The following is an 11,761-nucleotide window of genomic DNA, read 5'->3' as shown; positions in this document are numbered from 1 at the left end:
TGCGGCATCGCGTCGCTGCCGGGGCAGGCGCGGGTGTTGCTGGTGCCGCCGGCCGCGCTGGTCACATTGCACTGGATGACCTATCCCGAGCTGCCGGCGCGGCAGGGACGGGCGGCCGCGCGGCTGGCGGCGCTGGCGGGCGGATTGCTGCCGGCTGACCAACTATTCCGGCGCGGCGGGGACGGGCGGCCGCGCGGCTGGCGGCGCTGGCGGGCGGATTGCTGCCGGCTGACCAACTATTCGCCGCAGCGGACGAGAATGATGATCCGGCCGCACCGCATGTCGTCGCCGTGGCCAGCCGCAGCGACATGCTGCACTGGCTGTTGTGGGCGCAGCATCACGGGCTGGATCCGGACATCATCGTCCCCGCGCCGCTGTTGCTGACGCAACCGGACGAGGGATATAGCCGTGGCTTGATCGGTGGGGCGACGGTCCTGCGCGGCGTCGACATGGCGCTGACGGCGGACATGGCACTGCCGGTCCTGGTCGAGGATGCGTCCTTTTCCGACCTGGCGCCGGGGATTATCGAGGGACGCGCCATCGCCGCGCTGGATCAGCCGCCGCTTGACATGCGACAGGGCGATTTCGCCAAGCGCGTCCGTCCCGCGCTGGACCGGCGAGCCGTAGCGCGTGTCGCGCTGTGGACGGGGCTGATCTTGCTCGCGGCGCTTGCGACGACGCTGGTGAGCCTGACCCGGCAGCATGTGGAAGCGAGCCGGATCGACCGCGAGAGCCTGGCGCTGGCGCAGCAGGTGCTGCCTGACGCCACTGACGCCGTCCAGGCGCAGGGCGTGCTGGAGGGGCAACTCGCCGCCCGAGGCGCCGGCGCTCGCGCCTTCACCGCGCCGGTGGCGGGACTGCTCGCGGCCATGCAGGATGCGCCGGGCGTCGCGTTGACCAGCCTGTCGCGCGATCCCGACGGCATGGTCCGCGCCACACTCGCCGCCGCCAAAGCGGAAGACATCAACATCGTGCTGCTGGCACTCCAGGCGGCTGGCTTCACGATCACGGCTACGCCGTCTCAGGATCCGGGCGGACGGACGCTGGCGGATATTACGGTGCGCGCATGATGGAAAATTTAGCGACTTACTGGTCGGAACGCTCGACCCGCGAACAATGGATGCTGGGCGTGATGTTCGCGCTGCTGGCGCTGGTCATTCTCTGGTTCGGGGTGGCGATGCCGCTCGACCGTGCGCAGCGCAGCGCCCGGGATACGCTGATCGAGGCGACCGACCGCAACAGCGCCATCCGCGCGGCCGCGACCCAGCTCAAGGCTTTGCCGCGCACGCCTGCAGGCACCGGACCTGCGACCCCGCTCGATCAGTTTGTCGGGCAAAGCGCTGGCGAGGCCGGCCTGACGCTGGAGCGCGCTCAGGCGCAGGGCAATGACCGGATGGAGATCGCCATCGCCTCGGTGCGCCCGATCGCGTTGTTTTCCTGGCTTTCGGGGCTGGAATCGCTGGGCATCCGGGTCGTGACGATGAGCGCGCGGCCATCACCTACCGCCGGCAGCGTATCGGTGCAGGCGGTGCTTGAACGGGGAGATGCGCAATGATGGGTCTCATCCTGTCCTGGCGGATGCGGATCATCCTTATCCTGGTTCTGATCCTTGGGCTGTTGCTGTTCCTGCCGATGCGGGTGGCGCTGGGTTTGTCCGGGCTGGAGCGGCTGGGCGTCGCCGCCCGCGATGTGCGCGGGACGGTATGGAGCGGCCGGATCGACCAACTCATGCTAGGTAACATGCCGCTCGGTAGCGTGCGCGCCGGGCTTTCGCCCATTTCGCTTCTGATGGGCCGCGCGCGCTTCGATGTAGCCCGCGTCAAGGGGCTGCCAGACGACATCAGCGGCGCCATTACCGTCGGCTTCGGGCGGATCGGCGTGGATGACGTTACCGGCGCGGTGCCGCTCGGCCGCACCTTCGCACCGCTGCCCGTCAGCAGCCTCGTCATGGAGGATGTAAGCGGCTATTTCAGCGGCGACCGCTGCGGTCATGCGGAAGGGCGAGTGCGCGCGCGCCTCGCAGGGCAGTTTCCGGGGCTGAACCTGTCGCAAGGGCTGTCTGGTGTGGCGGCCTGTGACGGCGACGCGCTGTCGTTGCCGCTGGTCAGCCAGTCGGGGCTGGAGAAAATCACCCTGCGAGTCTGGCGATCGGGCCGCTATGTCGCGGAAATGCGTATTGAGACGACCGATGCGACGTTGGCCGCAACGCTGGGGCAGGCCGGCTTCGCGCCGGCAGGCAATGCGCAGCTATTGAAGGTCGAAGGGACGTTGTGATCCATCCTGTGGCGGCGCTGATCGGCGCGCTGGCCGGTGCAATCCTGGGAAGCTTCCTCGCGACGCTGATTCTGCGCTGGCCTCAGGGCAGGGGTGTGATGCGGGGACGCTCCGCCTGCGACTCTTGCGGCAGAACGCTGGGTGCGCGTGATCTGATCCCGATGCTGAGCGCCTTGCTGAGCCATGGCCGGTGCAGAGCCTGCGGCGCGCGTATCGATCCGCTGCACGGGCGTGTGGAGGCAGGCTGTGCGATCATCGGCGCTCTGGCGCTGGGCCTCGCACCGGATCTGGCCGGGGTTGCCTGGGCCTTGTTGGGATGGCTGTTGCTGACCCTCGCCGTGCTCGACTGGCGGCATTACTGGCTACCCGATGCGCTGACACTGCCGCTCGCGTTTCTGGGCTTCACCATCGGCTTCCAGGCGACGGATGCCGGCCTGTCCGATCGTGTCGTCGGCGCGGCTATCGGCTATGGGGCGCTCTTGCTCATCGCGTTGTCATACCGGGCGCTGCGTGGGCGCGACGGGCTGGGGCTGGGCGATGCGAAATTGTTCGGCGCGCTCGGCGCATGGTTTGGGTGGCAGGCGCTACCCTTCATCCTGCTATGCGCATCGACGGTGGGTCTGGCGGTGATGCTGATCAGCGGCCGAGCCAGGCATGGCGCGGCGCGGGTTCCGCTCGGAACCTTCCTGACGATCGCGGCACTGCCCGGCGGGCTAATGGCGTCGCACCTTTTGGTGTGATGGTCGGGGAGACAGGATTCGAACCTGCGACATCCTGCTCCCAAAGCAGGCGCGCTACCAGACTGCGCTACTCCCCGACGAGCGGCGGCCTTAGCGGGGAAGCACATATGTCGTCAATCGGCGATCAATGAAAGAACAGCCACAACAGCAGAATGATTGGGATCGGGACGCCCAGAAGCCACAATAATATGCCTTTGCCCATCATTCTTCTCCTCTTGGATCGGAGGAAGAGCGCGTGGGAAGGCGGAGAGTTCCGCCCATGAAAAAAGGGCAGGCCCCGAAGGACCCGCCCTTTTCCGAAATCTCGCTAGCGCGAAGATTACATCGCGTTCGCGGCGTTCGCAGCGTTGTCCGCGACGTTCGCAGCGTTCATCGCATTGTCCGAGGCGTCCATGGCGTTTTCGACGACGTTTTCGACGACAGCGTTCGAAGCGTTCGCGGTCTCGTTGGCCGGCTTCTCACCGCAAGCGGCGAGGGCCATCAGGCTGGCCGAAGCGAAAACAACAGCGATCTTCTTCATTGTGTAGGGCTCCCATAGCATTATGCCGCGTCTGGCACGTTATAAAAGTGACCTTACGCGAGCGACCCGCATTAACGTGTGCGCTGCACAAATCAATGCTTTTCTAACGTCGGTGAAGCGGCAGAATCACACGACGGGGCGTTGTCTACTATAAAAGTTCAGTTAGCGCTCAAACTTTCTGACGCATTGGCAACAAGGTTCATCGTCACGGCCCAGGCAGCGACATTCTGCCGGAGCTGCTCCTGATCGATCTTGTCCAGCGTGTCGTCGGGGGTATGGTGGATGTCGAAATAGCGGATGCCATCCTGTTGCAGGTCGATGACCGGCACGCCGGCGTCCACCAGCGGTTCGATGTCCGACCCGCCATGCGCCTTGTCCCTGCCCGGCACGATGCCGAGCGGAGCGAGCGCCTGTCCGATGCGGCCGGCGAGCGCCTCGTTGCCAGTGGGCAGAGTGAAATCCACCCGCCACACCTTGTCCGCGCCAAAGTCCGATTCCATCACCAGCGCGTGGGGTTGCTGGCCATGGGCTGCGAAATAGGCGCGCCCGCCATTGCCGCCAACTTCTTCAGCGCCAGCCAGCAGAAGGCGAATGGTCCGGCGCGGCGTCCCTGCTTTGGCGACCTGCAACGCGGCGGCCGCGATGATGCCGCAACCCGACGCATCGTCGATCGCGCCGGTGCCCTGGTCCCAGCTGTCGAGATGGCAGGCGGCGACGACGACGCCAGCCTTGGGATCGCTGCCGGGAATTTCGGCGATGACGTTGCCGGATGGCTGATCCGCCAGCGTGCGGGAAACGGCTGTAAGGTGGACGCGCACCGGCTTGGCGCGCGCCACCATGCGGGCGAGCTGTTCGGCGTCCGGCACGCTCACCGCCACGGCGGGGATCGGCGTAACGCCCTCGGCCCACATCTGCACCCCAGTATGGGCGATGCGATGATGATCGGTGCCGATGGATTTCACCAATATCGCGATCGCGCCCTTCTTGGCGGCGATGCTTGGCCCCTGGCGCCGCGCCGCGCCATAATAGCCATAGCCCGCGCCATCCTGGGCGGCGACCATGTCATGGCTGACAAACGCGATCTTGCCTGTGAGGCTCCCATCCGGCGCGGCCTGCAAATCGGCGATGCTGGGGAAATAGACGATCTCGCCTTCCACGCCCTGTTCGCCCGTCGATCCGCTATTGCCCAGCGCCGCAACGACCAGACTTTGCGGGAAGGGGCTTGTGACCCGCGCTTCGTCATGCACACGCTGCCAGACCGGCATATCATAAGGTTCTGCCCGCACATTGCGGAAGCCCAGCATTTTGAGCTTCGCCACCGCCCAGTCGCGCGCACGCGCTTCCTGCGGCGTGCCAGCGGGGCGGGGTCCGACCTCGGTCGTCAGCCCTTCGGTGAAGTCCCACGCGACCTCATCCTTCAGCGCCGCTTGCCGAATCGCATCGCTGTCGGCCGGCGCGGCCAGGGAGAAGGTGGGGGTGATGATGCTGCCAAGGAGCAGGGCGGCGAGCGTGCCCGATCGGATTTTCTGCATGATTGAAGACTTAACGAGGCATCCCCCATTTGCCAATGCGCTTGGCGTTCGCTAACTCCGCGGCAAATATCCTGTCAGTCTATCTTTCGGAGCTGCTGAACCCATGTCCGCCTCCTCGCAATATGCCTATGTCATGAAGAGCATGACGAAGACCTTCCCGGCTGCCGCCAAGCCGGTGCTGAGCAATATCAACCTGCAATTTTATCGCGGCGCGAAGATCGGCATCGTCGGCCCGAACGGCGCGGGCAAATCGACCCTGATGAAGATCATGGCTGGCATCGACACCGATTTTTCGGGCGAAGCATGGCCGGGCGAGAATATCACGGTCGGCTATCTGCCGCAGGAGCCGCAGCTCGATCCTGACAAGACCGTGCTGGAAAATGTGAAGGACGGCGCCCGCGAGATTGCGGACAAGATGGACCGCTTCAACGAGATCAGCATGATCATGGCCGACCCGCCGGAGGATGTCGATTTCGACGCCCTGATGGAGGAAATGGGCACGCTTCAGGAACAGATTGATGCGGTCGACGGCTGGACGCTCGACAACCAGCTCGAAATCGCGATGGAGGCGTTGCGCTGCCCGCCGTCGGACTGGTCGGTCGAAAATCTGTCGGGCGGTGAAAAGCGCCGCATCGCGCTCACCCGCCTGCTGATCCAGAAGCCCGATATTCTGCTGCTCGACGAACCGACCAACCATCTCGATGCAGAAAGCGTCACCTGGCTGGAAAATCACCTCAAGGAATATGCCGGCGCGGTGCTGATGATCACCCATGACCGCTATTTCCTCGACAATGTCGTCGGCTGGATCCTCGAACTCGATCGCGGCAAATATTTCCCCTATGAAGGCAATTACTCCACCTATCTGGAGAAGAAGGCCAAGCGGCTGGAGCAGGAAGACCGGGAGGCAACCGGCCGGCAGAAGGCGATCAATGACGAGCTGGAATGGATCAGGGCGGGCACCAAGGGCCGCCAGACTAAGTCCAAGGCGCGTATCAAGAAGTTCGAGGAACTGGTCGCCGGCCAGAACAATCGTACGCCGGGCAAGGCGCAGATCGTCATCCAGGTGCCCGAACGCCTGGGCGGCAAGGTGATCGAGTTCAAGGGCATCAGCAAGGCCTATGGCGACAAGCTGCTGTTCGAGGATCTCTCCTTCCTGTTGCCGCCCGGTGGCATTGTCGGCGTGATCGGCCCCAACGGCGCGGGCAAATCGACTCTGTTCCGCATCATCACCGGGCAGGAAACGCCCGACAGCGGCGAAGTCGACATCGGTTCGACCGTGCGGCTGGGCTATGTCGACCAGAGCCGCGACCATCTCGACGCGTCCAAGAATGTCTGGGAAGAAGTGTCCGACGGCCTCGATTATGTGAAAGTCAACGGCCACGACATGTCGACTCGCGCCTATGTCGGCGCCTTCAACTTCAAGGGGCAGGACCAGCAGAAGAATGTCGGCAAGCTGTCGGGTGGTGAGCGCAACCGCGTCCACATCGCCAAGATGCTGAAAAAGGGCGGCAACGTGCTGCTGCTCGACGAACCGACCAACGATCTCGACGTTGAAACGCTGGGCGCGCTGGAGGAAGCGATCGAAAATTTTGCCGGTTGCGCCGTGGTCATCAGCCATGACCGCTTCTTCCTTGATCGGCTCGCAACCCATATCCTCGCCTTTGAAGGCGACAGCCATGTCGAATGGTTCGAAGGCAATTTCGAAGCCTATGAGGAAGACAAGCGCCGTCGCCTGGGCGATGCCGCCGACCGTCCGACGCGCCTGGCTTACAAGAAGCTGACCCGCTGATCGGTGGGCGCAACATCGTAGAGCACCTGCGGTTGCAAATTTTGCAATCGCAGGCAACTATTTCGCACTTGCGATGGTGGCGCTAACATTTAATTGGGAAGGGCCTTTCAGGCATCCTCTCCTAAAAACTTTCAGGCCGGTCCCCAAGGATCGGCCCTTTTTTTGCTTTGCAGTGGTCGGTTGGCGACAAAAGCGATGCGCGTGGCGGCAGCTCAAAGGGAAATCGCCATTGAGAGCGCAGCATGTGCGTCCACACTCCCCGCGCCAAAACGACTATGCCGTCGCCCGCTTCTCGAAGCTGTCCAATGTCTCCGCAGCGATCTCGCTAAGGTCGATCCGGGTCACCTGAGCAGCGGCCGGGCCTTCATGCGCCAGGGCGATGAACTGTTCCACCGCGCCTGATTCGCCCTGAACCAGCGCCTCGACGCTGCCATTGGCGCGGTTGCGCACCCATCCTGTCAGGTTCAATCCGCGCGCCGTCTCGACCGTCCAGGCGCGATACCAGACGCCCTGGACCCTGCCATGGATCGTCAGATGGCGTGCGATGGCGGCCATTAATGCACCCGCTTGATCCAGGTCTGACCGCCTTCGCGCGTTTCGACGGCGAAATTGGGGACGGCGCGGATCAGGTCGGACAGGCGCTTATAACCATAGTTGCGCGCGTCGAAGCTGGACCGGTTGCCCGCCAGTTGTCCGACGCTGCCGAGCGAGGCGAAGCCCTTTTCGTCACGTTTCACCGCGTCATAGGCGTCGATCAACAGCTTAACCACTTCGGGATCGACCGCCTTGCCTTGCGCCGGGGTAGCAGACGTTGCCGGTGTCGCGGCGGCTGCGGTCTTGGCGGGCGTGGCCTTGGCTGAGGCAGCCTTCTTCACCGGCGTCTTCTTCACTTCCGGCACCTCGGCCGGTTCCAGCGCCGCTACGTCCAGGAAACGCGTGCAGGCGCGACGAAAGCCCTCGGGCGTATTGGCCGACCCAAAGCCATAGACCGGGATGCCCTGTTGCCGGATGCGGGTCGCCAGCGGCGTAAAGTCGCTGTCGCTCGACATCAGGCCAAAGCCATCGACCCGCCCTGACGCCATCAGGTCCATCGCGTCGATGGTCATCTTCATGTCGGTGGCGTTTTTGCCCTTGGTCAGGTCGAACTGCTGCTGCGGCTCGATCGCCTGGGTGATCGACAGCGCGGCCCAGGCCTTGAGCGTGGTCTTGCTCCAATTGCCATAGGCGCGGCGAATATTGACCGTGCCTAGTTCCGCCAGCACGGTCATCACCGAATCGAAATGCGCCGCCGACGCGTTGTCGGAGTCGATCAACAGGGCGATATTGCCGTGGCCTTCCTGCCGTGTCGCCATAATCCAGTCTCCCGTCACGCGGGCGAGAAGGCGCCGCTATCCTCATTCAATATATGAAGCTGCCCGTCGGCGATCGCGAAGAAACTGCCGACCAGCTTCAACTCGCCGCTGCGTTCCTTGGCCCGGACACAGGGGAAGGTGCGCAAATTGGCGAGGCTGACCTTCACCCCTTCCTGCTCCATCGCACGCTCGACATCCCGGTCGCGCCGTTCGCCATATTGGCGCACCACCACGTCGCGCGCGCTGTCGAGCAATTCGATCCAGCTATGGATGAAACCGCCTTCTCCCGGCGGCGCGTCCTTCAGGTCATGGCTGAGCGCGGCCTTGCACCCGCCGCACTTGCCATGGCCCATGACGACGATCTCGCCGACCTTGAGCACTTGCACGGCAAATTCCAGCGCGGCCGATACGCCGTGGCGGCCGGGATTCGTTTCGAACGGAGGAACCAGCGCGGCGACGTTGCGCACCACGAAAATTTCGCCGGGGCTGGTGTCGAATATCTGTGCCGGGTCCACCCGGCTGTCGGAACAGGCGATCACCATCACACGGGGGCTTTGCCCCTCATTCAGTTCGTCCCAGCGTTCGCGTTGCTGCGCCCATCCGGTTTCACGAAAACGGCGATAGCCATCGAGCATCTCGGCAAAGTCGATCATGGCGCTCGATGTGCCTTACAAACTCGGGACTGGCAAGAGCGGCCGCGCATCGCTATCTGGGGCGAATGAACGACCTGAGCCCCAACCCCGCGCCGGCTAAGCCCGAACGCGCCCGCAAGCCCGACTGGATTCGCGTCAAGGCCCCTACCAGCAAGGGCTATAATGAAACCCGCGCGTTGATGCGGGAAAAAGGGCTGGCGACGGTGTGCGAGGAAGCGGCCTGCCCCAATATCGGCGAGTGCTGGACGAAGAAGCATGCGACGGTCATGATTCTGGGCGACGTCTGCACTCGCGCTTGCGCCTTCTGCAACGTCAAGACCGGGATGCCGCGCAAGGTCGATCCCAATGAGCCGCAAAATCTGGCCGATGCCTGCGCGGAAATGGGGCTGGAACATATCGTCATCACCTCGGTCGATCGCGACGACCTGCCCGATGGCGGCGCATCGCAATTCGTCAAGGTGATCGAGGCGTTGCGCCGCACGACGCCCGACACGACAATCGAGATATTGACGCCGGACTTCCGCAACAAGCATGAACGCGCGGTCGAAATGATCGTCGCGGCCCGTCCCGACGTCTACAATCATAATCTGGAAACCGTGCCGCGCCTCTATCCCACCATCCGGCCCGGCGCGCGCTATTATGCGTCGCTGCGGCTGCTGGAGTCCGTGAAGAAGCTCGATCCGTCGATCTTCACCAAGTCGGGCATCATGCTCGGCCTGGGCGAGGAGCGTCTGGAGGTGCATCAGGTGATGGACGACATGCGGTCGGCCGACATCGATTTCCTGACGATGGGCCAATATCTTCAGCCCACGCCCAAGCACGCCAAGGTGATGGAATTTGTCACCCCGGCCGCCTTTACCGCCTATGCTGGGATCGCGCGCGCCAAGGGCTTCCTTCAGGTCGCATCCAGCCCGCTGACCCGCTCCAGCTATCACGCCGGCAAGGATTTCGCCGAAATGAAAGCCGCGCGCGAAACGCAACTGGCCAGGGCGGCGGCGAAGGCCTGACTTTTCGATGCCCAAACATACCGAAACGCGCCATCTTCCCTATACGCCGACGCAGATGTTCGACCTGGTGTCGAACGTCGCGGCTTATCCCGAATTCCTGCCCTGGGTGAGCGCCATTCGTGTGCGCCAGGACGGCGAAACGGAAATGGTCGCGGACATGATCGTCGGCTTCAAGGGGATCAAGGAAAGCTTCACCTCGCGCGTTTTCAAGCATCGGCCGGACCATGTGCGGGTGGACTATCTCGACGGCCCGCTCAAGCATCTGCACAATGAATGGAATTTCCGCGACGACGGGCAGGGCGGCGTGCTGGTTGATTTCGAGGTCGCGTTCGAATTCAAGAACCGGCTGTTCGAAATGCTCGCTGGCCAGTTTTTCGACAAGGCGCTGCGCAAGATGATCGGCGCGTTCGAAACACGCGCCGCGCAACTCTACGCGTCTTCGGGCAACAACAGTTCCAGCGCGCACAGCGCCGCCTGAAGCCGCACGCCGCCCCGGCCATTATCCTCGAAATGCCGCATGTCGGCCACGACCTTGTCGGGGCTGGCGCCGCGTTCGGCGCGGGCGAAGACGACCGTGCCGACCGGCTTTTGCTCGCTGCCGCCGCCCGGCCCCGCGATCCCGGTGATCGCAACCGCGACATTGGCGTGGCTCTTGCCGAGCGCGCCTTGCGCCATGGCCCAGGCGGTGGCGATGGAAACGGCGCCGAATGTATCCAGCACATCATGCGAAACTTTCAGAAGTTCCGCCTTCATATCATTGGAATAGGTGATGAAACCGGCTTCGAACACCTCGGACGATCCGGCAATTTCGGTGAGCGCGGCAGAGACCAGGCCGCCGGTGCAGCTTTCCGCGACCGCAACCGTGCGTCCCGCGCGGCGATTGGCGAGGATGACCTTTTCGGCGAGTTCGACCAGTTCGATCGGAAGGACGGTATCGGGCATGGCGTCAGGATAGCGCGGGGAGGGAGAGGGTGGCAACCGCTTGTGCGGCGATACCTTCGCGCCGGCCGGCAAAGCCCAGTCTTTCAGTCGTCGTGGCCTTGACGCTGACCCGGTCGAGGGACACCGCCAATATCTCCGCGATGCGCGCGCGCATGGCGTCGCGGTGCGGGCCTATCTTCGGCGCTTCGCAAATGATGGTGAGGTCGATATGGTCGATGACGCCGTCGCGCGCCGCCACCCGGTCCCGCGCATAGGCCAGGAAGCGGTCGGACGCCGCGCCGCGCCATTGCGGGTCGGACGGCGGAAAATGGCTGCCGATGTCGCCCTCCGCCAGCGCGCCGAGCAGCGCGTCGACGATTGCATGAAGCGCCACGTCCGCATCGCTGTGCCCGGCCAGGCCGCGATCATGCGGCACCTGGACCCCGCCCAACCAAAGCTCTTCGTCAGCGGCCAGTCGATGGACGTCATAGCCCATGCCGACCCGGATGCCGCGCGGCGTTGCCAGCCGCGCCTCCGCCCGCGCGAAATCCTGGGGGTAGGTCAATTTCTCCAGCCTTTCGTCGCCCTCGACCAATATGACGTCATGGCCCCGCGCCTTGAGGATCTGCGCATCATCCGTTGCCTCCCGGTCATCATCCCAGGCCCGATGCGCCGCCACTATAGCGTCGAAGCGGAAAGCCTGCGGCGTCTGCACCCGGTGCAGCCCGTTGCGGTCCACACCGTCGCCCATCGCACCCTGCGCTTCGCGCACCAGCGTATCGGCGACCGGCACGGTGGGGATGGCGCCCTCGGCCGTTGTCAATGCTTTCAGCAGTCGGTCGACCACCACGCCCGGCAGGAACGGGCGGGCGGCATCGTGGATCAATACCATATCCGCGCCATCTCCCGCCGCGATCGCCTCCAGCCCCGCCCGCACCGAACCGCGCCGGCTCCCGGCGCCCGCGACGAAAGT

The 11,761-nt window shown here is 64.1% G+C and carries 14 protein-coding genes and 1 tRNA gene; 7 read left to right on the top strand and 8 right to left on the bottom strand.

Translation table 11 applies throughout. The features are described from left to right. Positions 1-218: 218 nt before the first annotated feature. Genes gspL through C100_RS39755 form a run of 4 tightly spaced genes read left to right on the top strand, consistent with a single transcriptional unit; the run spans position 219 to position 3,014 of the window. Entirely contained in the window at positions 219-1,070 is an 852-nt protein-coding gene (gene gspL / locus C100_RS39770) for a type II secretion system protein GspL (RefSeq protein WP_442800321.1), read from the top strand. Further along, complete coding sequence (gspM, locus tag C100_RS39765; RefSeq protein ID WP_031309829.1) at positions 1,067-1,555, top strand: type II secretion system protein GspM; 489 nt, start codon at positions 1,067-1,069, stop codon at positions 1,553-1,555. The genes gspL and gspM overlap by 4 nt, the downstream gene beginning before the upstream one ends. Next, a complete protein-coding gene (gene gspN / locus C100_RS39760) occupies positions 1,552-2,274 on the top strand; it encodes a type II secretion system protein N (protein WP_024020700.1) in 723 nt (240 codons plus the stop codon). The genes gspM and gspN overlap by 4 nt, the downstream gene beginning before the upstream one ends. Next, a complete protein-coding gene (locus C100_RS39755; protein ID WP_024020699.1) occupies positions 2,271-3,014 on the top strand; it encodes a prepilin peptidase in 744 nt (247 codons plus the stop codon). Before gspN ends, C100_RS39755 begins: the two co-directional genes overlap by 4 nt. Here C100_RS39755 and C100_RS39750 read toward each other — a convergent pair. The 3 genes from C100_RS39750 to C100_RS39740 form a co-directional block, all read right to left on the bottom strand. Next, positions 3,015-3,091, bottom strand: a tRNA-Pro gene (locus C100_RS39750). Positions 3,092-3,333: 242 nt separating this feature from the next. Further along, positions 3,334-3,534: a hypothetical protein gene (locus C100_RS39745; RefSeq protein ID WP_024020697.1), complete on the bottom strand. Its 201-nt coding sequence runs from the start codon at positions 3,532-3,534 to the stop codon at positions 3,334-3,336. Positions 3,535-3,692: 158 nt separating this feature from the next. Further along, positions 3,693-5,066: a M28 family peptidase gene (locus C100_RS39740; protein ID WP_024020696.1), complete on the bottom strand. Its 1,374-nt coding sequence runs from the start codon at positions 5,064-5,066 to the stop codon at positions 3,693-3,695. Between the two features lie 103 nt (positions 5,067-5,169). On the opposite strand from C100_RS39740, the gene ettA reads away from it, so the two are divergent. Further along, entirely contained in the window at positions 5,170-6,855 is a 1,686-nt protein-coding gene (ettA, locus tag C100_RS39735; protein ID WP_024020695.1) for an energy-dependent translational throttle protein EttA, read from the top strand. Between the two features lie 273 nt (positions 6,856-7,128). Here ettA and C100_RS39730 read toward each other — a convergent pair whose 3' ends face one another. Genes C100_RS39730 through C100_RS39720 form a run of 3 tightly spaced genes read right to left on the bottom strand, consistent with a single transcriptional unit; the run spans position 7,129 to position 8,860 of the window. Beyond that, positions 7,129-7,410: an acylphosphatase gene (locus tag C100_RS39730; protein WP_024020694.1), complete on the bottom strand. Its 282-nt coding sequence runs from the start codon at positions 7,408-7,410 to the stop codon at positions 7,129-7,131. After that, the gene (locus C100_RS39725) at positions 7,410-8,207 is read right to left on the bottom strand and encodes an NYN domain-containing protein (protein ID WP_024020693.1); all 798 of its coding nucleotides are present in this window, start codon (positions 8,205-8,207) and stop codon (positions 7,410-7,412) included. The genes C100_RS39730 and C100_RS39725 overlap by 1 nt, the downstream gene beginning before the upstream one ends. Before the next feature lie 14 nt (positions 8,208-8,221). Next, positions 8,222-8,860 carry a carbonic anhydrase gene (locus tag C100_RS39720; RefSeq protein WP_024020692.1) on the bottom strand — a complete coding sequence of 213 codons (639 nt, stop codon included), beginning with the start codon at positions 8,858-8,860 and terminating at the stop codon, positions 8,222-8,224. 8 nt (positions 8,861-8,868) lie between these two features. Between C100_RS39720 and lipA the strand changes: the two genes are divergently transcribed. Together lipA and C100_RS39710 are read left to right on the top strand one after the other, a co-directional pair. After that, positions 8,869-9,867: a lipoyl synthase gene (gene lipA / locus C100_RS39715; RefSeq protein ID WP_031309827.1), complete on the top strand. Its 999-nt coding sequence runs from the start codon at positions 8,869-8,871 to the stop codon at positions 9,865-9,867. A gap of 7 nt (positions 9,868-9,874) precedes the next feature. Then, positions 9,875-10,345, top strand: a complete 471-nt coding sequence (locus tag C100_RS39710) for a type II toxin-antitoxin system RatA family toxin (protein WP_024020690.1) — start codon at positions 9,875-9,877, stop codon at positions 10,343-10,345. Here C100_RS39710 and C100_RS39705 read toward each other — a convergent pair. Continuing rightward, positions 10,297-10,809 (bottom strand): CinA family protein, encoded by a 513-nt coding sequence (locus C100_RS39705; protein WP_024020689.1) that lies wholly within the window; start codon positions 10,807-10,809, stop codon positions 10,297-10,299. The genes C100_RS39710 and C100_RS39705 overlap by 49 nt on opposite strands. Positions 10,810-10,813: 4 nt before the next feature. Next, the coding region (locus C100_RS39700) for a bifunctional 2-C-methyl-D-erythritol 4-phosphate cytidylyltransferase/2-C-methyl-D-erythritol 2,4-cyclodiphosphate synthase (RefSeq protein WP_024020688.1) at positions 10,814-11,761 on the bottom strand (948 nt) is incomplete at its 5' end.

The sequence above is a fragment of the Sphingobium sp. C100 genome (genome assembly GCF_000508185.1).
Taxonomy (GTDB): domain Bacteria; phylum Pseudomonadota; class Alphaproteobacteria; order Sphingomonadales; family Sphingomonadaceae; genus Sphingobium.
The sequence above is the reverse complement of the archived record's forward strand: the minus strand, read 5'-3'. Positions and strand labels throughout refer to the sequence as shown.